Source organism: Methylorubrum extorquens (assembly GCF_024169925.1).
Classification (GTDB): domain Bacteria; phylum Pseudomonadota; class Alphaproteobacteria; order Rhizobiales; family Beijerinckiaceae; genus Methylobacterium; species Methylobacterium extorquens_A.
This window is the reverse complement of sequence record NZ_JALJXF010000001.1, coordinates 3,393,981-3,414,281: the sequence shown is the minus strand read 5'-3', so window position 1 is coordinate 3,414,281 and position 20,301 is coordinate 3,393,981. Positions and strand designations below refer to the sequence as shown.

Genomic DNA, 20,301 nt, shown 5'->3' with positions numbered 1-20,301 from the left:
CGTGGGAGATGCTCGGTCTTAGGTGCGTGCGGCGAGGCGGCTCGCGGCGAAGGAGATTGCGCCGCCGACGACGAACAGGATCGCGAAGGTCTTGACCGCTGCGTAGAACAGGGCCGGCTCGATGCCGGTATCCGTGAAGAGAACGGCGCAGACGGCCGCGATCGGGAGGAGCAGCACGACGGAAAGCGGCACCAGCGGGTTCATTCGACGTCACTCGCGTTCGTTGAGGGGTCGCAGCGCGGCCCGAAGAACAATGCGAAGCGGTCTTAGCATCGCCGTTCCGCCGGAGGAAACTCCCGCCGCTTCAGAATCTCCGATCGATCCGCGGGCGTTTCGGTCAGGCGGGGATGCGCACCGTCGCCCGCAAGCCGCCGAGCGGGCTGTCGTGCAGGGCGACATCGCCGCCATGCGCGCGGGCGATGTCGCGGGCGATGGCGAGACCGAGCCCGGAGCCGCCGGCATCCTGGCGCGCATCGTCGAGGCGCACGAACGGCTTGAACACGTCCTCGCGGCTCTCCGCCGGGATGCCGGGCCCGTCGTCGTCAATCGCGACCAGGAAGGCGCGATGCTCGCGTTTGCCCCAGATCGCCACGGTGTCGGCGTAGCGGGCGGCGTTGGCGGCGAGGTTGAACAGGCAGCGGCGCATCGCATCCGGCCGCACCGTGACGAGGGGGCTCCCCTCGATCTCCACCGCCTCGACATGGGCGCCGAGGCGCTCCACGTCGCTGCGCAGGTCCTCCAGCAGGGTCCGCATGTCGGTCTCGGCAGCGGTCTCGGCGGAATCGCCCCGGGCGAAGGCAAGGTAACCCTCCAGCATCCGGCTCATCTCGTCGACGTCGCGCTGGAGATCCTCCACCTCCGGGGTCTGCTCGACCAGGGCGAGCGAGAGCTTGAACCGGGTGATGATGGTGCGCAGGTCGTGGCTCACCCCGTTGAGCATCGCCGTGCGCTGCTCCATGGCCCGCTCGATGCGCCGCTTCATCTCGATGAAGGCGTGCCCCGCCTGCCGGACCTCGCGGGCGCCGCGGGGCTTGAACTCGATCTCGCGGCCCTTGCCGAACCCCTCGGCCACCGCCGAGAGCCGCAGGATCGGCTTGATCTGGTTGCGCAGGAATAGAATGGCCACGCCGAGCAGCACCAGCGAGGAGCCGGTCATCCAGAGCAGGAAGATATGCGAGTTCGAGGCGTAGGCCTGGTTGCGCCGGGCGGTGACCCGCATCACCCCCTCGGGGATGGCGACGCGGATCTCGATGAGGTTCGAGCGCCCCACCGTGTCGATCCAGAACGGGCGCCGGATCTGGCGGCGGATCTCTTCCGACAGGACCTCGTCGAGAATCGAGAAGAACGGCCGCGGCCCCGGATTCGGCAGCTTGGCGCCCTTCAGGATGTCGATGTCGAGGTTCAGCCGCTCCCCGGCGATGCGCGAGAGCGTCTCGGCATTCTTGTCCTGCGGATAGGACTCGTAGATGTCCATCAGTGCGGCGACATCGGCGGTGACGGCCGCCGAGAGCCGGCGGGTCACGAGCTGCCAGTGCCGTTCCATGAAGGTGTAGGCGATCACCGACTGGAGCAGAACCATCGGCGCGATGATGATGATCAGCGAGCGGGCGTATAGGCCCTTCGGTAAGGCATCGCCGATGGCGCGGCTGAGGCGCCGCCAGATCTTCCGAACGCGGCCGAGCGCCCCGGCGAGGGTGCCGGTTCGAGACGGTGCGGTCGCGGAGGGGCGGGCGGGGGCCGCCATGATGGCCTCAATCGATGGCGAGGCGGTAGCCGACGCCGCGGACGGTGTGCAGGAAGCTCGGATTGGCCGGGTCCGGCTCGATCTTACGGCGCAGACGGTTGATCTGCACGTCGATGGTGCGTTCGGCCGCCAAGCCGCCGTTGCCCGCGAGCGTCTCGCGCTCGACATTGCCGCCGCGGGCCTGGGACAGCATGGTCAGGATCTCGCGCTCGCGCTCGGTGATCTTCACCGGCTCGTTCTCGCGCCGCAACTCGCCCCGGTCGGCGCGGAAGCTGAAGGGGCCGAAGGTCACCGCGCCCTCGCCCGAGAAACGCGCCTCCGGCACGGCGATGTGGCGGCGGATGATGTTGTTGAGCCGCAGGATCAATTCGCGCGGCTCGAAGGGCTTGGGCAGATAATCGTCGGCGCCGATCTCCAGCCCCGTCACCCGGTCGTTCGGGTTGGAACGGGCCGTCAGCATCAGGATCGGCACCCGTGAGGTCTCGCGCACCGAGCGAGCATAGTCGAAGCCGCTCTCGCCGGGCATCATCACGTCGAGCACGAGAGCGTCGAACACGAAGCACTGGCCGCGGCTGCGCGCCTCGGCCGCGTTCGCGGCGGCCGTGACGCGGAAGCCCTGCTCCGAGAGGAAGCGGGACAAGAGTTCGCGTACCCGCCGGTCGTCATCCACCAGTAGGATATGGGGCGCGTGGTCGGGAAGCTCGGGGCGCGCCTTGAGGGCGGTCTCGGCCGACATCAGGCACGCCCCGTCGTGCGGCGGGCCATCAGCCGACGGATCGCGGCGCGCTCGGCCGGCTCGATCATGGCGAGCAGAAAATCCTGGGCGGATGCCGCGCGGGCCTCGCGTCCGCTCTCGGCCTCGTCTTCTTCGGACGGCGCATCGAGCGCCCGCACGATCCGGCGGACCTGAACCCGCGTCAGGTCGGCGGTCAGCGCCCGGCCGGACGGGGTGCAGAACAGGAGCCGCTGGCGCCGGTCGCTCGTGCCGGTCTGCTGCTCGACATAGCCCTGGTCGATCAAATCCTTGAGTACCCGGTTAAGGCTCTGTTTGGTGATGCGCAGGATATCGAGGAGTTCGGCGATGGTGAGGCCGGGATAGCGATCGACGAAGTGCAGAACCCGGTGATGCGCCCGGCCGAAGCCGTACTGCGCCAGAATCCGGTCGGGATCGCCGACGAAATCGCGATAGGCGAAGAACAGCAGCTCGATCAGGTCGTCGCTGTCGCCGCCCGCTGCGGGACAGTTCGAGGGAGACGCCTCACCGGGAGCCTGGACCGCCATGTCGGTATCTGGCGTCATCACACGATTCACGTCGTGAAAACCTCGGTCGGCGGCGGATCGCGGGGCTCCGGACGGCCTGGGAAGATAAGTCAGTGTTGTTGACATATCTCAGCCCCGTTGTTACCCGTCAACCCTGCCGGTCCAGCCGCTCGCTGCATCGTTCCGCGTCCGCGCGCCGGCATTTGCCCCACCCGACGACCCCGCGCTTCGCCGAGGCCGCGCAGAGGAACTTCGAGAGATGTCCGTGATTCCCTTCGATGAGCGCGAAGGCACGATCTGGTTCGACGGTGCCATGGTGCCGTGGCGCGAGGCGAAGATCCATGTGCTCAGTCACGGCCTCCACTACGGTTCGTCGGTGTTCGAGGGCGAGCGGGCCTATGGCGGCCGGATCTTCAAGAGCCGCCAGCATTCCGAGCGACTGCGCCAATCGGCCCAGCTCCTCGATTTCGAGATTCCGTACTCGGTCGATCAGATCGAGGCGGCGAAGGCTCAGGTGCTCGCGACCAGCGGCCTCCAAGACGCCTATCTGCGCCCTGTGGCGTGGCGCGGCTCGGAGATGATGGGCGTCGCCGCTCAGAAGAACACCATCCACCTCGCCATCGCCGCCTGGGAATGGCCGAGCTACTTCGACCCGGCGACCAAGATGAAGGGCATCCGCCTCGACATCGCCGATTACCGTCGCCCCGATCCGAGGACCGCACCCTCGACCTCGAAGGCGGCGGGTCTGTACATGATCTGCACGATCTCCAAGCACCGCGCCGAGAACAAGGGCTATGCCGACGCGCTGATGCTCGATTGGGAGGACAACGTCGCCGAATGTACCGGCGCCAACGTCTTCTTCATCGCCGACGGCGTGATCCACACGCCCCAGGCCGACCGCTTCCTCAACGGCATCACCCGCCAGACCGTGATCGAGTTGGCCAAAAGCCGCGGGATCGAGGTGATCGAGCGGCGCATCCGCCCGGAGGAGATGACCGGCTTCTCCGAGTGCTTCATCACCGGCTCGGCCGCCGAGGTGACCCCGGTCTCCGAGATCGGCCCCTACCGCTTCACGCCGGCGGCCCTGACCAAGTCGCTGATGGACGATTACCTCGCCGAGGTGCAGCCGCAGGCGGCCGCCGCCTGAAGCATGCATGATCGACGGTTCCGGGCGCATCAACAAAGCGCCCGGAACTTAGCGCGGACCCCTGCGTTTTTTAGAACAATCCATGAACGAAGGGGTGTCCCGATGACTGGCAAGACGACCGGCAAGACGACGAAGGACCAAGCGGCGGCCGAGAATCCGAAGGTCGACCCGACCGACGAGTCGAACCGGATCAAGGATCCCGACGAGTGGACGACCGGTGCCGAGCCGATGACGGGCGCGCAGGCATCCTACCTGAAGACGCTGTCAGAGCAGGCCAAGGCACCGGAGGCCTTCGAGGCTGACCTCGACAAGGCGGAGGCCTCCAAGCGCATCGACGCCTTGCGCAAGGACACCGGCAAGGCCTGACGGGGGCGGGAGCATCATATGCTCCGGGAAGCCTTTGGCCGATTTTCGGGGTGAGGCGCGAACTTTGCGCGGGTGAGGCGGCCCCGGGTCCGGAGGGCGGTGGGAGCGGGACACAGGTCCGGCGATCCATTGCCCGCCGCTCCGTCAGCGAACGAATCCACTGCTGAATGAGACGCGTCGGCGGGGAATGTCCCCGCTTTCTTCAATTCCTTTAAGTTCGCTGCAAGTTCGCGCTGGCAGGATCACGTCACTGCCACACGTCCAGGACGATGCGCCGTGTCTCTGCTTCCTCCATCCGCGCCCGTCCCGAAATCCGCCTGGCCTTTGTATCCGTCCCTCATCCGCTTCGCGCATCACGAATCGGGGGCGACCGCTATCGAGTACGGATTGGTCAGTACCTTCATCGGAATTGCGGTCATCGGTGCCTTCCGCGTTTACGGAACCGCGCTGGGGAATTTTTTTCCGAGGATCTTTGAACTGTTCGTGTTCGAGTAGTCATACCAAACCCGGTTGATCCCTTTGGGATGGCAGATTTGGGCTTCGGGGGATCCCGTACGCCCTGGCGCGGTGGGTACCCACCTCAAGCGCCGCGCGGGCTGGCTGATACGGTCCCCGCTTGGATCAAGCGGAAACCGTATCACGGGCGGTCGGAAGCAGGCCGGCGCCGTGACCGGACGACGCCGAGCGCTGCTCGTCCGGTAAGGCCAGCCGGCCGACGACTCCCTATTTCGGCCCCGCCGGCTTGCGCCTTGCGGAAGCCGGTTCCCTCCCGGCGGCTGGGGAGGGGGGCGGAGCGGCGCCCGGCTTCGTATTGTCCGGCTTCGGCTGGCTCCAAAACGCGTCGAACGCGTCCTTCATCGCCTTGACGTTCTGCTCCTGAACATCGGCTCCGGTCTGGAGCATCTGCTGGATCACTTCCATCGAGGCTTTGGTCGCATCCGGCGCCGGCTCTGCCTTACGGACGGCCGGGCGCGGCTCGGGCTTGCGCGCTGCAGGCGGGGAAGGAGAGGCCATCTGTCCCGCCGCGGCCGTGAGGCCGTTGAGCCAGTCCGTCCAAAGCGTGCCAACCGGGTAAGTGGCGGGTGGAGGCTCAGCGGCCGGCGCCCCGGCGGGCGGGTTGAGGAGCAGGTGGACGATGCCGGCCACGATCATGCCGGCCATGATCGGCAGCATCTGCCGGAGGGCTTGGCTCCCGACGCCGCTCGCCGCCGACGCTTGCTGAATGACCGCCTGGGCGATCATCGGCGAGCCGAACAGCCCCGAGAACATGTCCGCACCCGCCTGTGGCGGCGCCTTTCCCGGCTGGCCGAGCCCGAACATGCGCCCGAACCCCATCGGATCGGCCGCAGCGTTGCGCTGCATGCCCATCGAAAGGGCCGGCATCAGCGCCTCCATGGCGCGGCGAGTCTGGTCCGGCGAAAGACCGAACGGCTGCCCGAGGGCCCGCACGCTCGCGTCGCCCTGGCTCTGGAGGATGTCGAACATCGTGTACATGGCCGGGCGCCTCAGCGAGCAGCAACGGTCCGGGTGCCGAACGCCTCCAGGCCTCGCCATGACAACGCGTGCAAGCGGGCCCATCTTCGTTCCGGACGCGCACCGGTGATGACCGCCGACACTCACATCCGAAGGCTCGCCGGAACGGCCTCGGCCGCGAGTGTGTCGCAACCGGGCGGGGCTGGCCAGCGATAACCCCGGTTCCGCAGCGATTTCCCGAGGAAAGGCGGACATTTCGCCCGTGTCGGCGCCCGTCGGCCCTCTCCGGGCTACAACGACATTCCGCTGGAGGGGGCCGCCTGCACCGCTTCATCGGCGGTGGGGGGCTCGGGAGCCGGGCTTGCCGCGAGGGTCATGCCGCGTTCCAGCCGGCCGACGGTGCGGAAGGCCATTGCGAGGCCGGCTACCCCGAAGGCGATCGAGCCGAGGCCGGTGCCCGCGATCACACCCTCCGGTCCGTACCACGCCGCTCCGACGAGGGCGGGTGGGACCGTGCCCAGTGTCGCCCGGCCCCAGTTCAAAAGGGTCGAAATGAAGGGGAAGCCGAGATTGTTGAACGAGGCGTTGGCGAGGAACAGGAGCCCGTTGAAGAACCAGACTGGCCCACTCACCAGACAGAAGAACGCGAACAGGTCGGCCGCCACGCCCTGAAGTTCGAAGGCCCCGGCCAGCGGCGCCCGCGCCAGGGCGAGGAGCAGCCAGACGAGGACGACGTAGAGCGCGGTCACCCCCGCGCCGACCCGGAGCACACCCCGCATCCGGTCGAAGCGCCCGGCGCCCCAGTTCTGACCGAGGATCGGGCCGATCGAGCCCGACATCGCGAACAGCCCGCAGAAGGCGACCGGGGCGAGGCGCTCGATGACCACGTTCCCGGCGATTGCCGGAGGCCCGAAGCCGGACAGGGCGTGCGCCACAAAGGCGCTGGCGATCGAGGGGGCGAGGTTGGTGAGTACCGCCGGCCCGGCGATGCGTGTCACCAGCGGCAGATCGCCGATGACGGCCGTGAGGCGGGGCGGTTCGAGCAGCCGGTAGCGCCGGATGCCGGCCCAGCCGACGGCGACGAAGGTCACGCGGGCAACGCAGACCGCGAGCGCGGCTCCGTCCACGCCGAGCCCGAATCCGAAGATCAGCAGCGGATCGACGAAGACGGTGATGACGGCGCCGCCGAGCGTGACGTACATCGCCTCTCGTGCCGCGCCGACCGCGCGCAGGAGCCCCGTAAACAGCATGCCCGGCCCGAGCAGCAGGTTCGACGGCAGGCTGATCCAGAGAAAGCGCCGGGCGACCTCGAGGGTGTGCCCCTCCGCGCCGATGGCCGAGAGCAGCGGGTCGACCACGGCGAGCAAGAGGGCGGCCAGCAGAGCCGACGCGATCACGCAGTGGATTGTGACCGAAGTCGCGATCCGCCGCGCGTCGGCCGGATCGTTCGCTCCGATCGCCCGCGACACGAGGGCACCGGCCGCGATCATCAGGCCGATGTTGAAGGCGATGGCGAAGAACTGGACGATCGAGGCGAAGCCGACTGCGGCGGTGAGCGCCGGGTCGCCGAGCTTCGAGACGTAGAACAGGGACAGCAAATCGACCGCGAAGATCGCCATCAGGCCGACGGAGCCGGTGGCGCTCATCACGACGACATGGCGCAGGATCGAGCCCGAGACGAAACGCGCCGCGCCCTCGTTCCTCTCCGGTGCTGCGCCTGTGCCCGTCTCAGGCATTCGGCTCGGCATCTTCGGGTTCGAGCGCGCGGGCGGCGGATTCGTGCGGTTGCTGTTCGATCAGGCCGCGGGTTTCGGCGCTGAGCGCCCGCGAGGGGCTCTTGGGCGCGGTGAGCGGTTCGGGCCGCAATTCCGGCGTGCCGCGCAGCCAGCCCGAACCGTCCGGCATCGCACCCGCCTGTTGGAGCACGAGACGGGCGACGTCGCGCTTGCGCACGTCCTCGACGCGGCGCGCTGCGGCCTCGGCGGGCAGCCCCAGGCTCTCGAGGGTGGCGCGGCCGAAGCCGAGGGCGGATTCCACGGTCTCGCGGAGCTGGAAATCGACGTCGCGGTTCATCAGCTCGATGGCGTGCGTGCGGTCGTAGGCCCGCACATAGGTGCGCACGTTCGGGAATTCCTCGTGGACGATGTCGACGATCTTCAGGGCGGCCGGCGCGTCGTCGATGCACACGCAGATCAAGTCCGCCTTGGCGAGGCCGGAGGCGCGCAGCACGTCGAGCCGGGTGCCGTCGCCGTAATAGATCCGAAAGCCGAAGCTCGTTGCGTTGCGGATCTGCTCGACGTCCTTGTCGATGACGGTGATGTTGATGCCTTCCGCCAGCAGCACTTGCGCCAGAATCTGGCCGAAGCGGCCAAATCCCACCACCAGCACGCGGGTGTCGCCGGATTCCTGCGCCTCGCCGACGTCCGAGGGCGGCTCGGCCTCTTTCGGGCGGCGGGCGATCAGCGCGTCGAGCCCCTTGGCGGCGATCGGCCCGACCAGCATGGTGAGGGCGGCGAGCGCCACGCAGAAGCGGGTCACATCCGAGGCGAAGATGCGCAGGTCGCCCGCCGCCGGCAGGATGACGAAGGCGAACTCGCCGGCCGGCGCCAGCACCGCAGCACCGCGTAGGGCGTCGAGCCAGGGCGAGCCGAACAGGCGGAACAGCCCGGCGACGAGCGCGATCTTCACCGCGATCGCGGCCATGGTCGCGGCGAGCAGCGCCAGCCAGTGGTTCGTGAGCAGGCCCCCGTCGATCGACATGCCGACGCTCATGAAGAACAGGCCGAGCAGCATGCCGCGGAACGGCTCGATATCGGCCTCGAGCTGATGGCGGAAGTTCGATTCGGCGAGCATCACCCCCGCGAGGAAGGCGCCCATCGCCATGGAGAGGCCGGCCTTCTCCATCACCAGGGCGGTGCCGAGGACGACGAGGAGGGCGGCCGCCGTCATGACCTCGCGCCCGCCTGCTGCGGCGAGCAGGCGGAAGAACGGGTTCAGGCCGTAGCGCCCGACGAGCACCACGCCTGCGACCGCCACCGCCGCGCGGCCGGTGGAGCGCAGGCCCTCGTCGAGCCAGCCGTCCTTCGGCGTGGCGCCGGCCGAGGCCAGCAGCGGCAGCAGCGCCAGGATCGCCACCACCGAGATGTCCTGGAACAGGAGCACGGCGAAGGAGCGCCCGCCATAGGGCGAGCCGAGATCGCCGCGCTCCTCCAGCAGCTGAAGCGCCACAGCCGTGGCCGAGAGGGCGATGGCGATGCCGACGACGCTCGCTGCGGCCGGTGTCAGGCCGTAGGCGAGGGCCGCGCCCGCGATGACGAGGGAGCACAGCGCCAGCTGGGCGGCGCCGAGCCCGAAGATGTCGCGCCGCATCGAGACGAGGCGCGAGATTTCCAGCTCGAGCCCGACGATGAAGAGCAGGAGCACCACGCCGATCTCGGCGACGCTCGCCGCCGTCTCGGGCTCGGCGATCAGGGAGAAGCCGGCCGGGCCGATCACGACACCGGCCACGAGGTAGCCCAGCACCGCGCTCTGGCCGAGCAGGCGCACGAGCGGCACGCCGATCACCGCCGCCGACAGGAAGGTCAGCACCGGCGGCAGGAAGCTGGCGTGGTCCGTGGCGCTCGCCATGAAAGCCCGTTGCCTCGCTGGTTCCGGATGGGAGAAGGGCTTCCCCTTAGCCCGCCGATCACGCCATCGCGAGGGTGATTCGCGTGTCGTTCGTCACATGCCCGGCCCTTCGATTCCGGCAGCGTTGCCACAGCAGCGTGGATGCAGGGCCGCCGGGCGGATGGTGGGGGTCACGGATCGCGTCATCTGTGCTAGGCGAATGATAACGGACAGGCGCGAGCCTGTTGCGGCTTTCGGGCTGGCCGCTGTTGACAGACCCGGCCACCCCTCTCCACATCCGTCGGATCATGAGCGCTGACACCATCAACCTCACCGCCGACCCGAACAGGGTCCCGCATCCGGCCGTGACGGGCGACAAGCCGCCACTGGAGATTCTCCTGTGTGCCCCCCGCGGCTTCTGCGCCGGCGTGGTGCGCGCCATCGACGTGGTCGAGCGGGCGCTGGCGATCTACGGAGCGCCGGTCTACGTCCGCCACGAGATCGTCCACAACAAATACGTGGTCGAGACCCTGAAGCGGAAGGGCGCCGTATTCGTGCGCGAACTGGACGAGGTGCCCGATAGCGGCGCCCCGGTCATCTTCTCCGCCCACGGCGTTGCCAAGACCGTCCCGCAGAACGCCGACGCCCGCGGCCTCACCACCATCGATGCGACCTGCCCGCTGGTGACCAAGGTCCACCGCGAGGCCGAGATCCATCACAAGCGCGGGCGCCACGTCCTGCTCGTGGGCCATTCCGGCCATCCGGAAGTGGTCGGCACCATGGGCCAGTTGCCCAAGGGTTCGATCACGTTGGTCGAGGACATCGACCAGATCGATGCGCTGAACCCGCCGGCCGACCAGGCTTTGGCCTGGGTGACGCAGACGACCCTGTCGATCGACGACACCAAGCACATCGTCGAGGCGCTGAAGGCGAAGTTCACCGGGATCCACGGTCCGCACAAGGACGACATCTGCTACGCCACCACCAACCGCCAGGAAGCGGTCAAGGAGGTCGCGCCGCGGGTCGATGCCCTGATCGTGGTCGGCTCCTCGAACTCGTCGAACTCGCAGCGCCTGCGCGAGGTCGCCGAGCGGGCCGGCTGTCCGATCACCCGCCTCGTCCTGCGGGCCGAGGAGATCGATTGGGATGCCTTCAAGGATATCCGTCGCCTGGGCCTCACCGCCGGCGCGTCTGCACCGGAGGTTCTGGTCGAAGAGATCATCGACGCTTTCGCCGCGCGCTTCGACGTGACGGTGGATCAGGTCTCGGTCACGGTCGAGGACATGTCCTTCCCGCTGCCGCGCGAGCTGCGCAGCGAGGCCGCCGAATAGGGCGGACGATACGCCGGCCTCCGAACAAGGCCGGCCGAACGACATCCAGGGGCGCCCACGGCGCCCCTTTCTCTTGCGCGAAACCGGCAGCGGCACCGTGGCGGTCTACACCGACGTATCCGACGAGGCGCTGCGCGCCTTCCTCAACGAGTACGAACTCGGCGATTTGCTCTCCTACAAGGGCATCGCGGAAGGCGTCGAGAACTCGAACTTCTTCCTGCATACGAGCACGGGCAACTACATCCTCACCCTCTACGAGAAGCGGGTGAACGCGGCGGATCTGCCGTTCTTCATCAACCTGATGGGCCATCTCGCGCGGGCCGGCCTCGCCTGCCCGCAGCCGGTGCGCAACCGCGCCGGCACCGCCCTTGGGCATCTCTGCGGCCGGCCGGCGGCGATCGTCACCTTCCTCGAAGGCGTGTCGTTGAGCCGCCCGAACGCCGAGCATTGCCGGGCGCTCGGCGCCGCTTTGGCCGGGCTCCACGCCGCAGGCCGCGACTTTCCGATGGTGCGTGAGAACAATCTGTCGGTGGAGGCATGGCGCCCGCTCTTCAAGCAGGCGGAAGGGCAGGCCGATACCGTGGCGCCCGGCCTCGCGGCCCGCACCCGTGCCGACCTCGATTGGCTCGAAGCCTCGTGGCCTCAGGGCCTGCCGCGTGGCGTCATCCACGCCGACCTCTTCACCGACAACGTCTTCTTCATCGGCGATGCCCTCTCGGGCCTGATCGACTTCTACTTCGCCTGCACCGACGCCTTCGCCTACGATCTGGCGATCAGCCTCAACGCGTGGTGTTTTGACCCCGACGGCACCTTCCACCGCGACAAGGCAGGCGCGATGATTGCGGGCTACGATGCGGTGCGGGCGCTGGAACCGGCGGAGATTGCGGCGCTGCCGATCCTGGCGCGGGGCGCGGCCATGCGGTTCATGCTGACCCGTCTCGTGGACTGGCTCAATGTGCCGCCCGGCGCCCTGGTGCAGCCCAAGGACCCGCTGGAATACGACCGCCGGCTCGCCTTCCACCGCACCGCGACCGATGCGCGGGACTACGGCTGGCAGAATTAAGGATCGTCGAACCCTCCCCGGGACCGGGGAGGGCTCTTGTTGGGTTGCTCAGAGCACCTTCAGCAGCGCTTCGGCGCCCGAGACCTCGGCCTTGGACGGGGTGTCCTCGACGTTGAGAATCCGCACCACGCCGTCATCAACCAGCATCGCGTAGCGCTGGGAGCGCGGGCCGAGGCCGAAGCCAGAGCCATCCATCTCCAGGCCGATCGCCTTCGAGAACTCGGCATTGCCGTCGGCCAGGAACTCGATACCCTCGGCGCCGCTCTGCTGCTGCCACGCGTTGAGCACGAAGATGTCGTTGACCGAGGTCACGGCGATCGCATCGATGCCGCGAGCTAGGATCTCTTCGCGCTTGGCGACGAAGCCCGGCAGGTGGTTGCGGTGGCAGGCCGGGGTGAAGGCGCCCGGCACGCCGACCAGCACGACGCGGCGCCCCTTGAACACGTCGTCGGTCGTCTTGGCCTGCGGACCGTCCGGCCCGTTCACCCGGAAGGTGGCCTGCGGCAGGTGATCGCCAACCTGAATCGTCATCCGTGCTCTCCTCGCAAAAGCCAAGCCCTGCAAAAGCTAGGAACCGTTAGACGCGCTTCGCGCGACTGTCGAGGCACGGCCGCGCTGCGTGCGCGTTTGCCTTATGGATCAATGACGGTCGCCGCATTAGCATAGCCACATGCAGACGCCCGATCCCTCGCTCAATGACTCGGCCTATCTCGACGGCCAGTTCCTCGTGGCCATGCCGGGGATCGGCGACGAGCGCTTCGCGCGCTCGGTGATCTATCTCTGCGCCCATTCGGCGGACGGCGCGATGGGCATCATCGTCAACAAGCCGGTCGCGGATCTGAGCATGCCGGATCTCCTGATCCAGCTCGACATCGCCAGCGAGGCCGATGCGATCCGCCTGCGCGAGCGAGTTGGCCACATGCCGGTGCTGATGGGCGGCCCGGTCGATGCCAAGCGCGGCTTCGTACTCCACACTGCAGACTTCCACATCGACCAATCGACGCTGCAGATCGACGAGGGCGTGTGCCTCACGGCCACGGTCGAGATCCTGCGCGCCATCGCCGACGGGCGCGGACCCTCGAACGCCGTGCTGGCGCTCGGCTATGCCGGCTGGCAAGCGGGCCAGCTTGAGAACGAGATTTTGGCCAATGGCTGGCTGAACTGCCCGGCCGATCCCGAACTGATCTTCGATCCGGGGCTGGGCACCAAGTACGATCAGGTTCTCAAGGCGATCGGCATCGATCCCGCCATGCTCTCGGCGGAAGCCGGACGGGCCTGACGCGAGGCCCGTCCGTCTGCGATCGTTGCGAGGCGTTTCCAGAGCATCGTCCTGGATGCCGGATCCAGGACGATGCTCTCGTCTCCTGCTTTTTGCATCGTCTTTTCCGAAAGCCGGCAACCACCTTTCGGGACGATGCTCTAGACACGGCCGTGCACGAGGTTGTGGATGAAGCCGAGCTTCGTCACCACGGCCGGGCCGAGTACGAAGGGGTAGAGGTCGCCCTCGCCCATGGCGCGGCTGACGCTGTTCATCGCGAAGACGAAGGGCAGCCACGCATCGATGATCTGCTCCACCGTCTCGGCTGCGTAGGGGTCGAAATCAACCCGTGTGGCGAGTTCGCCCTCGACATCGGCCTTGGGCTTCACCTGCAGGCCGAAGGCGCTCGCCATCTCCAGCGTATCGACGATGTGCAGGTAGTGCGCCCAGGTCTCGGCGAAGTCTTCCCACGGATGGGTGGTGGCGTAAGCCGAGACGAAAGTCTCCTGCCAGTTCGGCGGCGGCCCCTGATCGTAGTGGCGCTGGAGAGCGGCGCCGTAATCCTGCGAGTCGTCACCGAACACCGCCCGGCACGGCTCCAGCTTGCCGGCGTCACGCACGAGGATGTCCCAGTAATGGTGGCCGACCTCGTGGCGGAAATGGCCCAGCAGCGTCCGGTAGGGTTCACCCATCGCTGTGCGGCGTTTCTCGCGCTCGGCCGGGTCGGCTTCGACCAGGGCGATGGTGATGATGCCGTTCTCGTGGCCGGTCATCACCTTGGGGCCGCTCGAATCCGGCGAGTCGGCTAGGAAGTTGAAGATCAATCCGTGCTCGGGATCCTCGGCGCGGGTCTTCAGCGGCAGGTTCCAGCGCAGCAGGGTGTAGAACAGCCGGTGCTTGGCATGCTCCATCTCGCGCCAGCGCTCGAGATTCACCGGGTCGTTCACATCCGGCACGGTGCCGTTATGGCGGCAGGCGAGGCAGAAGGCGTCGGTCGTCCCCGGCGGCACCATCCAGTTGCAGGTGTCGTGCGCGGCGTTGGTGCAGAAGAAGCTCGGGCGATCCGGCGCAGCGAGCGGCGTCCACGCGTTATTGTCGCCCGCCGGCTCGAGCGCCGAGATGCGACCGAGCTGCGGCAGGTAGGCAAGCCGATGGCCGCAGCGCCCGCAGGAGCGGTTTTCGAAATAGAGGACGTTGTCGCAGGACTGGCAGCGAAAGAGTTTCATCGGCTCACGGGACGTTGACGCCCTGTTCCGGATCCGGCGGGAAACCGGGGAACGGGACGCGCCGGGCACAAGGCTCGGAAGCGGCGGGAAGTGGCGGCCAACCAAGCCGCGAACCCGCTCACCGTTCCGTGAGCGACAAGGTTTTTCTTGCCGCCGCCGCCGCGTCGGCGAAGGCCGGTCAGCCCGCGGCCAACGCCTCCGCGATCGCGGCGAGCGCGGCGTCCGCACCGGCGCCGTCCGGGCCGCCGGCCTGGGCCATGTCGCGCCGTCCGCCGCCGCCCTTGCCGCCGAGATGGCCGGCCCCGGCGCGCACCAAGCCGACTGCGTCGTAGCGCTCGGTCAGATCCTCGGTGACGCCGACCACGAGCCCGGCCTTGCCGTCCGCGGAGACGCCGACGAGGGCGACGATGCCGGAGCCGAGGCGGCTCTTGCCCTCGTCGGCGAGACCCTTCAGGTCGCGCATCTCGACGCCCTCGACCACACGGGCCATCAACTTCACGCCGTTGATCTCGCGGGCCTCGTCGCCGCCGCCCGACGCGCCGCCCATGGCGATCTTCTTGCGTGCATCTGCCAGTTCCTTCTCCAACCGGCGACGTTCCTCGATCAGCGTGGAGAGGCGCTCCGGCACGTCCGCGACCGGCGCCTTGAGCAGGCCGGCGAGCTGGCTCAGCGTACGGCTCTCGATGGCGCGGTGGCGACGGGCGGCGGTGCCGGTCATCGCCTCGATCCGGCGCACGCCAGCACCGACTGCGCTCTCGCCGAGCACGGTGATCTGGCCGATCTCGCCGAGCTGCGAGACATGGGTGCCGCCGCACAGCTCGATCGAGAAGTTCGGCAGGCGGCCCTCGACCTCGCGGCCGTCATCGTCCACGGGCCGCCCCATGGAAACGACGCGGACCTCGTCGCCGTATTTCTCGCCGAAGAGCGCACGGGCGCCCGACTCGATCGCCTCGTCCACGGCCATCAGCTTCGTGACCACCGGCGCGTTCTGGAGCAGGACCGCGTTGGCGATCTCCTCGACGCGGGCGAGTTCCGCCTCATCGATGGGCTTGGGATGGCTGATGTCGAAGCGCAGGCGCTCGGGCGCGACGAGCGAGCCCTTCTGCGCGACGTGGTCGCCGAGCACCTGGCGCAAGGCTTCATGGAGAAGGTGGGTGGCCGAGTGGTTGGCGCGGATCGCGGCGCGACGCGTGTGATCGACCTTCAGCTCGATCGCTGCGCCGACGGCGAGCGCGCCTTCCTCGACCGTGACGTGATGCACGAACAGGTCGCCGAGCTTCTTTTCCGTACCCGTGACGCGCGCCCGGAGGCCGGGCCCGGAGATCGTGCCGGTATCACCGACCTGACCGCCGGACTCGCCGTAGAACGGCGTCTGATTGGCGACGACGATGCCGCTTTCGCCCGCCTTCAGCGTTTCGACCTCCGCGCCGTCGCGCAACAGCGCGCCGACGACGGCTTCGGCGGCCTCGGTCTCATATCCCAGAAATTCGGTGGCGCCGGTGCGCTCCTTGATGCCGAACCAGACCGTCTCGGTCGCGGCCTCGCCGGAGCCCTGCCACGCGGCCCGCGCCGCCTGCTTCTGGCGCTGCATCGCCGCGTCGAAGGCTTGCGTGTCGACGCCGATGCCGCGCGCCTTCAGGGCGTCCTGCGTCAGGTCGAGCGGGAAGCCGTAAGTGTCGTAGAGCGTGAAGGCCGTCTCGCCCGACAGATTCTGGCCAGCGCCGAGATCGCGGGTCTCGGTGTCGAGGATGGCGAGGCCGCGCTCCAGGGTCTTTCGGAAGCGGCCTTCCTCCAGCCGGAGGGTCTCGGAGATCAGCGCCTCGCTGCGGGCGAGTTCGGGGAAGGCCTGTCCCATCTCGCGCATCAGGGTCGGCACCAGCCGGTACATGACCGGATCGCGGGCGCCGAGCAGTTCGAGATGGCGCATGGCGCGCCGCATGATCCGGCGCAGCACGTAGCCGCGGCCCTCGTTCGAGGGCAGCACGCCGTCGGCGATCAGGAACGAGGTCGAGCGCAGATGGTCGGCGATGACGCGGTAGGAGGCGCGCGTCGACGGCTCCGGCGCCCGCGACACGGCGTGGGCCACCGCATCGATCAGCGCGCGGAACAGGTCGGTGTCGTAGTTCGAGTGGACGCCCTGGAGGATCGCAGCCATCCGCTCGAGGCCCATGCCGGTATCGATCGAGGGCCGGGGCAGGGGGTTGCGAACCCCCGGCTCGACCTGCTCGTACTGCATGAACACGAGGTTCCAGAATTCGAGGAAGCGGTCGCCATCCTCGTCCGGAGAACCGGGCGGTCCGCCCGCGAGCGCCGGGCCCTGGTCGATGAAGATTTCCGAGCACGGGCCGCAGGGGCCGGTATCGCCCATCTGCCAGAAGTTGTCGGAGGTGCCGATGCGGATGATCTTCTCGTCCGAGAAGCCGGCGATCTTCCGCCACAGCCCCGCCGCCTCGTCGTCGTCCGCGTAGACGGTGACGAGTAGCTTTTCGGCCGAAAGGCCGAACTCCTTGGTGATCAGCGTCCAGGCCAGCTCGATCGCATCGGCCTTGAAATAGTCGCCGAAGGAGAAATTGCCGAGCATTTCGAAGAAGGTGTGGTGCCGGGCGGTGTAGCCGACATTGTCGAGATCGTTGTGCTTGCCGCCGGCGCGGACGCATTTCTGCGAGGAGGTCGCCTTGACGTAGGGGCGCTTCTCGACGCCCGTGAAGACGTTCTTGAACTGCACCATGCCGGCGTTCGTGAACATCAGCGTCGGGTCGTTTTTCGGCACGAGCGAGGACGAGGGCACCACCGCGTGCCCGGCATCCCGGAAGTAGTCCAGGAAGCTCGATCGGATCTCGTTGACGCCGCTCATCGGATAGGCTCGAAAATCATGTCGCGTCGGGGAGCCGGCTGCGGACAGCACGGCGGCATTCTTGCGCCCTCATACGGGCCCAAGCTGTGTGAGTCACGTCGGCTCAGTACGTTGCTCAGCGCGCAGTTCGTGGCGGCCCGCGAGTTCGGCGAGATAGCTGCGCAGAAGCGTGACCCGCCGCGGGCGGAAGCTCGTGCCCGCCATCCGCACCGCTTCGATGCGGTCTAGCCGGAACATGCGGAATGCCTCGCGCAGGCAGCACCACGCCAGCAGGGTCATCTTGCTGTCGAGGTAGACGATGGAGAGCGGCAGGATCTGCCGCTCGGTGACCGCGCCGTCCTTGTCCGCGTAGCGCAGCGCAAGAGTCTCCTCCCGCCAGCACCCGGCCCGGATCGTCTCCATATCGGGGATCTCGGGGAAACGGGCCTCGAAGCGGCGAACCTGCGAGACTGCGTGGAGCAGGTGCTGCTCGGATCGGTCGGGCAAAGTGGCGGCGACCTTGGCCAGCGCCGAAGCGGCAGCCTGGGCCAGGGCGGGGTCCCCCATCTGGCGGACCTCGGCGAGGCCGAGAACCAGCGCTTCGATCTCCGTCCGATCGAAGGTTTGCGGTGGAAGGGCAATGTCCTCGATCAGACGGTATCCGTAGCCGCGCTCGCCATCGATCCGGGCGCCGGCGGCGCGCAGGCTGTCGATGTCGCGATAGAGGGAGCGCAGCGACACGCCGGTTTCCTCCGCCAGCCGCGCGGCGGTGACCGGAGAGGGCAGGACGCGCATCGCATGCAGCAGCCGGAACAGTCGATCGGTTCGTGCCATCGCCCAACTGACGGAAACTGGCAGGTACTCTGGGCTACACCCTCGCTTGCCAACCCGCCAGCCAGAGGCCACCGATGATCACGCTGTTCCACGCCCCGCAGAGCCGCTCGACCCGCATCGTCGCTCTCCTCAAGGAACTCGACGCGCTCGACGCCGTGCGGATCGAGGTCGTCACGATCCCGCGCATGGACGGCTCGGGCGAGCGCGACGGGCGCAACCCTCACCCCGAAGGCAAGGTGCCGCTCCTCGACCACGACGGCGTTCTGGTGCGGGAGTCGAGCGCGATCATCCAGCTCTTGGCCGAGCTGTTTCCGATATCCGGTCTGGGTATCCCCGCCGGCCACCCGCAGCGCGGCGCCTATCTCGGCTGGCTCGCGTGGTACGCCGGCGTCGTCGAGCCGGTCCTGACGCTGGAGGCCATCGGTCTCGATCATCCCGCCATTGCCCGTACCTTCCGCACGAGCGCCGACATCAAGGTACGGCTCGCCGAGGCGCTGACGGACAGGCCCTTCCTGCTCGGCGATCACTTCAGTGCCGCCGACCTCCTTCTGCACTCACCCTACGCCTGGTTCGGAAAGCCCGGCGAGCCGGCCATCGATGCCTGGGTCGATCGCTGCACCGATCGGCCCGGCGCCCGTTTCGCGGCCGCGTTCGATGCGAGGCACGCGGCGGCCTGACCGCTCGCCTTCGCAAAAGAAAGCCCGCAGCGATCGCTCGCGGCGGGCTTTCTCTTTCAGGTCGTGACGTGAGGCGCTGTTTTAAGCCTCTCCCTCATCGAGATCGTCGGCGGTCGGCTTGGCGGTCTCGAGGATCCGATCGGCGACGAGGCCCGAGTTCTGGCGGATCGAGGCTTCGATCTTGTTGGCGATGTCGGGGTTGTCGCGCAGGAAGCCCTTGGAGTTCTCGCGACCCTGGCCGAGGCGCTGGCTGTCATACGAGAACCACGCGCCCGCCTTCTCGACGATGCCGGCCTTCACGCCGAGGTCGATCAGCTCGCCGACCTTCGACACACCCTCGCCGAACATGATGTCGAACTCGACCTGCTTGAAGGGCGGCGCGACCTTGTTCTTGACGACCTTGACGCGGACCTGATTGCCGATGGCCTCGTCGCGATCCTTGAGCGTGGAGACGCGACGGATGTCGAGGCGCACCGAAGCGTAGAACTTCAGCGCATTGCCGCCCGTGGTGGTTTCCGGGCTTCCGTACATCACGCCGATCTTCATGCGGATCTGGTTGATGAAGATCACCATGCAGTTCGAGCGAGAGATCGAACCGGTGAGCTTGCGCAGGGCCTGGCTCATCAGGCGGGCCTGGAGGCCCGGCTGGCTCTCGCCCATCTCGCCCTCGATCTCGGCGCGCGGCGTCAGCGCGGCGACCGAGTCGACCACCAGCACGTCGATGGCGCCGGAGCGCACCAGCGTGTCGGTGATTTCGAGCGCTTGCTCTCCGGTATCGGGCTGCGAGATCAGCAGGTCGTCGAGGTTGACGCCGAGCTTGCGCGCATAGACCGGGTCGAGGGCGTGCTCCGCATCGACGAAGGCGCAGACGCCGCCCTTCTTCTGGGCCTCGGCGATGGTGTGGAGCGCGAGCGTCGTCTTACCCGAGGATTCGGGACCGTAGATCTCGACCACCCGGCCACGCGGCAGGCCGCCGACGCCGAGCGCGATGTCGAGGCCGAGCGAACCCGTGGAGATGGTCTCGACCTCCTGCACCTTGTCGTTCTTGCCAAGGCGCATGATCGAGCCTTTGCCGAAGGCCCGCTCGATCTGCGTCAGCGCAGCCTCGATCGCCTTGGACTTGTCCTTGTCGGCTGCTGCCATTGTCGAGGAATCCACCATCTTCAGCGCAGGCTGGGCCATCGCAAGGCTTCCTTATGCATGGGAGGGGCACGGCGCTCAATCCGCCGGAGCTGATGGATTTCGTACTTGTTTTGTTCTCGAAGCGCAAGCTCGACGTCGCGGTTTGCGCCGGAAAGAACAGAATGTGGAAGCGAAGCCGCCAATCGAGATTCCCTGCGACGGCGCAGGATGCAGACCGTCCTTGTGCCGATGTCGCTCTGACCGAATTTGGAGGCCGATTCCGCCTCTTGCGCGAGCCGCGCGCCATGCGGGCTTGATGGATGCCGACATCCGATATCCCGAAGGATCCGATCGGATGTCG

Annotated in this window: 19 protein-coding genes; 7 read left to right on the top strand and 12 right to left on the bottom strand. The window is 67.8% G+C overall.

Annotated features, from left to right (window positions below; translation table 11 throughout):
- Positions 1 to 18: 18 nt before the first annotated feature.
- From J2W78_RS16165 to J2W78_RS16150, 4 genes are all read right to left on the bottom strand, one after another.
- Complete coding sequence (locus J2W78_RS16165; RefSeq protein WP_056192824.1) at positions 19 to 204, bottom strand: hypothetical protein; 186 nt, start codon at positions 202 to 204, stop codon at positions 19 to 21.
- 133 nt (positions 205 to 337) lie between these two features.
- On the bottom strand, positions 338 to 1,744 hold the full coding sequence (locus J2W78_RS16160; RefSeq protein WP_253372113.1) for an ATP-binding protein: 1,407 nt from the start codon (positions 1,742 to 1,744) through the stop codon (positions 338 to 340).
- A 7-nt stretch (positions 1,745 to 1,751) separates the two neighbouring features.
- The gene (locus J2W78_RS16155) at positions 1,752 to 2,480 is read right to left on the bottom strand and encodes a response regulator (protein WP_253372112.1); all 729 of its coding nucleotides are present in this window, start codon (positions 2,478 to 2,480) and stop codon (positions 1,752 to 1,754) included.
- Positions 2,480 to 3,043, bottom strand: coding sequence for a MarR family winged helix-turn-helix transcriptional regulator (locus tag J2W78_RS16150; protein WP_437178539.1), 564 nt, complete (start codon positions 3,041 to 3,043; stop codon positions 2,480 to 2,482). The genes J2W78_RS16155 and J2W78_RS16150 overlap by 1 nt, the downstream gene beginning before the upstream one ends.
- Before the next feature lie 220 nt (positions 3,044 to 3,263).
- Between J2W78_RS16150 and J2W78_RS16145 the strand changes: the two genes are divergently transcribed.
- The 3 genes from J2W78_RS16145 to J2W78_RS16135 all read left to right on the top strand — a co-directional run bounded on the left by J2W78_RS16145 (position 3,264) and on the right by J2W78_RS16135 (position 5,012).
- The gene (locus J2W78_RS16145; protein WP_253372110.1) at positions 3,264 to 4,151 is read left to right on the top strand and encodes a branched-chain amino acid aminotransferase; all 888 of its coding nucleotides are present in this window, start codon (positions 3,264 to 3,266) and stop codon (positions 4,149 to 4,151) included.
- Positions 4,152 to 4,253: 102 nt separating this feature from the next.
- Positions 4,254 to 4,517, top strand: a complete 264-nt coding sequence (locus J2W78_RS16140; RefSeq protein ID WP_253372108.1) for a DUF3072 domain-containing protein — start codon at positions 4,254 to 4,256, stop codon at positions 4,515 to 4,517.
- 276 nt (positions 4,518 to 4,793) lie between these two features.
- On the top strand, positions 4,794 to 5,012 hold the full coding sequence (locus J2W78_RS16135; RefSeq protein ID WP_253372106.1) for a Flp family type IVb pilin: 219 nt from the start codon (positions 4,794 to 4,796) through the stop codon (positions 5,010 to 5,012).
- Positions 5,013 to 5,240: 228 nt separating this feature from the next.
- On the opposite strand, the gene J2W78_RS16130 is transcribed toward J2W78_RS16135, so the two are convergent.
- From J2W78_RS16130 to J2W78_RS16120, 3 genes are all read right to left on the bottom strand, one after another.
- Positions 5,241 to 6,002: a DUF937 domain-containing protein gene (locus J2W78_RS16130; RefSeq protein ID WP_253374062.1), complete on the bottom strand. Its 762-nt coding sequence runs from the start codon at positions 6,000 to 6,002 to the stop codon at positions 5,241 to 5,243.
- A gap of 278 nt (positions 6,003 to 6,280) precedes the next feature.
- Complete coding sequence (locus J2W78_RS16125) at positions 6,281 to 7,726, bottom strand: MATE family efflux transporter (RefSeq protein WP_253372104.1); 1,446 nt, start codon at positions 7,724 to 7,726, stop codon at positions 6,281 to 6,283.
- Complete coding sequence (locus J2W78_RS16120; protein WP_253372102.1) at positions 7,719 to 9,617, bottom strand: monovalent cation:proton antiporter-2 (CPA2) family protein; 1,899 nt, start codon at positions 9,615 to 9,617, stop codon at positions 7,719 to 7,721. The genes J2W78_RS16125 and J2W78_RS16120 overlap by 8 nt, the downstream gene beginning before the upstream one ends.
- A gap of 287 nt (positions 9,618 to 9,904) precedes the next feature.
- Between J2W78_RS16120 and ispH the strand changes: the two genes are divergently transcribed.
- Both ispH and thrB read left to right on the top strand, forming a co-directional pair.
- Positions 9,905 to 10,927: a 4-hydroxy-3-methylbut-2-enyl diphosphate reductase gene (ispH, locus tag J2W78_RS16115; protein ID WP_003600714.1), complete on the top strand. Its 1,023-nt coding sequence runs from the start codon at positions 9,905 to 9,907 to the stop codon at positions 10,925 to 10,927.
- 97 nt (positions 10,928 to 11,024) lie between these two features.
- Entirely contained in the window at positions 11,025 to 11,990 is a 966-nt protein-coding gene (gene thrB / locus J2W78_RS16110) for a homoserine kinase (protein ID WP_253374061.1), read from the top strand.
- 48 nt (positions 11,991 to 12,038) lie between these two features.
- Here thrB and J2W78_RS16105 read toward each other — a convergent pair whose 3' ends face one another.
- Positions 12,039 to 12,521: a peroxiredoxin gene (locus J2W78_RS16105; RefSeq protein WP_253372100.1), complete on the bottom strand. Its 483-nt coding sequence runs from the start codon at positions 12,519 to 12,521 to the stop codon at positions 12,039 to 12,041.
- A gap of 139 nt (positions 12,522 to 12,660) precedes the next feature.
- On the opposite strand from J2W78_RS16105, the gene J2W78_RS16100 reads away from it, so the two are divergent.
- Positions 12,661 to 13,269: a YqgE/AlgH family protein gene (locus J2W78_RS16100; RefSeq protein ID WP_253372098.1), complete on the top strand. Its 609-nt coding sequence runs from the start codon at positions 12,661 to 12,663 to the stop codon at positions 13,267 to 13,269.
- A gap of 140 nt (positions 13,270 to 13,409) precedes the next feature.
- On the opposite strand, the gene J2W78_RS16095 is transcribed toward J2W78_RS16100, so the two are convergent.
- The 3 genes from J2W78_RS16095 to J2W78_RS16085 form a co-directional block, all read right to left on the bottom strand.
- A complete protein-coding gene (locus J2W78_RS16095; RefSeq protein ID WP_253372097.1) occupies positions 13,410 to 14,474 on the bottom strand; it encodes a zinc-binding metallopeptidase family protein in 1,065 nt (354 codons plus the stop codon).
- A 178-nt stretch (positions 14,475 to 14,652) separates the two neighbouring features.
- On the bottom strand, positions 14,653 to 17,328 hold the full coding sequence (gene alaS / locus J2W78_RS16090) for an alanine--tRNA ligase (protein WP_253372095.1): 2,676 nt from the start codon (positions 17,326 to 17,328) through the stop codon (positions 14,653 to 14,655).
- Between the two features lie 93 nt (positions 17,329 to 17,421).
- Positions 17,422 to 18,141: a helix-turn-helix transcriptional regulator gene (locus J2W78_RS16085; protein WP_253372093.1), complete on the bottom strand. Its 720-nt coding sequence runs from the start codon at positions 18,139 to 18,141 to the stop codon at positions 17,422 to 17,424.
- Between the two features lie 74 nt (positions 18,142 to 18,215).
- Between J2W78_RS16085 and J2W78_RS16080 the strand changes: the two genes are divergently transcribed.
- A complete protein-coding gene (locus J2W78_RS16080; RefSeq protein ID WP_253372091.1) occupies positions 18,216 to 18,818 on the top strand; it encodes a glutathione S-transferase family protein in 603 nt (200 codons plus the stop codon).
- An 81-nt stretch (positions 18,819 to 18,899) separates the two neighbouring features.
- On the opposite strand, the gene recA is transcribed toward J2W78_RS16080, so the two are convergent.
- The gene (recA, locus tag J2W78_RS16075; RefSeq protein ID WP_437178559.1) at positions 18,900 to 19,979 is read right to left on the bottom strand and encodes a recombinase RecA; all 1,080 of its coding nucleotides are present in this window, start codon (positions 19,977 to 19,979) and stop codon (positions 18,900 to 18,902) included.
- Positions 19,980 to 20,301 lie beyond the last annotated feature (322 nt).

What these genes read in the sequence shown, in the direction of transcription:
- J2W78_RS16080 (WP_253372091.1), top strand. Translation starts at nt 18,216, where the DNA reads ATGATCACGCTGTTCCACGCCCCGCAGAGCCGCTCGACCCGCATCGTC.
- recA (WP_437178559.1), bottom strand. Translation starts at nt 19,979, where the DNA reads ATGGTGGATTCCTCGACAATGGCAGCAGCCGACAAGGACAAGTCCAAG.
- J2W78_RS16125 (WP_253372104.1), bottom strand. Translation starts at nt 7,726, where the DNA reads ATGCCTGAGACGGGCACAGGCGCAGCACCGGAGAGGAACGAGGGCGCG.
- J2W78_RS16120 (WP_253372102.1), bottom strand. Translation starts at nt 9,617, where the DNA reads ATGGCGAGCGCCACGGACCACGCCAGCTTCCTGCCGCCGGTGCTGACC.
- J2W78_RS16100 (WP_253372098.1), top strand. Translation starts at nt 12,661, where the DNA reads ATGCAGACGCCCGATCCCTCGCTCAATGACTCGGCCTATCTCGACGGC.
- ispH (WP_003600714.1), top strand. Translation starts at nt 9,905, where the DNA reads ATGAGCGCTGACACCATCAACCTCACCGCCGACCCGAACAGGGTCCCG.
- alaS (WP_253372095.1), bottom strand. Translation starts at nt 17,328, where the DNA reads ATGAGCGGCGTCAACGAGATCCGATCGAGCTTCCTGGACTACTTCCGG.
- J2W78_RS16150 (WP_437178539.1), bottom strand. Translation starts at nt 3,043, where the DNA reads ATGACGCCAGATACCGACATGGCGGTCCAGGCTCCCGGTGAGGCGTCT.
- J2W78_RS16140 (WP_253372108.1), top strand. Translation starts at nt 4,254, where the DNA reads ATGACTGGCAAGACGACCGGCAAGACGACGAAGGACCAAGCGGCGGCC.
- J2W78_RS16165 (WP_056192824.1), bottom strand. Translation starts at nt 204, where the DNA reads ATGAACCCGCTGGTGCCGCTTTCCGTCGTGCTGCTCCTCCCGATCGCG.
- J2W78_RS16130 (WP_253374062.1), bottom strand. Translation starts at nt 6,002, where the DNA reads ATGTTCGACATCCTCCAGAGCCAGGGCGACGCGAGCGTGCGGGCCCTC.
- J2W78_RS16145 (WP_253372110.1), top strand. Translation starts at nt 3,264, where the DNA reads ATGTCCGTGATTCCCTTCGATGAGCGCGAAGGCACGATCTGGTTCGAC.
- J2W78_RS16160 (WP_253372113.1), bottom strand. Translation starts at nt 1,744, where the DNA reads ATGGCGGCCCCCGCCCGCCCCTCCGCGACCGCACCGTCTCGAACCGGC.
- J2W78_RS16155 (WP_253372112.1), bottom strand. Translation starts at nt 2,480, where the DNA reads ATGTCGGCCGAGACCGCCCTCAAGGCGCGCCCCGAGCTTCCCGACCAC.
- J2W78_RS16105 (WP_253372100.1), bottom strand. Translation starts at nt 12,521, where the DNA reads ATGACGATTCAGGTTGGCGATCACCTGCCGCAGGCCACCTTCCGGGTG.
- J2W78_RS16095 (WP_253372097.1), bottom strand. Translation starts at nt 14,474, where the DNA reads ATGAAACTCTTTCGCTGCCAGTCCTGCGACAACGTCCTCTATTTCGAA.
- J2W78_RS16085 (WP_253372093.1), bottom strand. Translation starts at nt 18,141, where the DNA reads ATGGCACGAACCGATCGACTGTTCCGGCTGCTGCATGCGATGCGCGTC.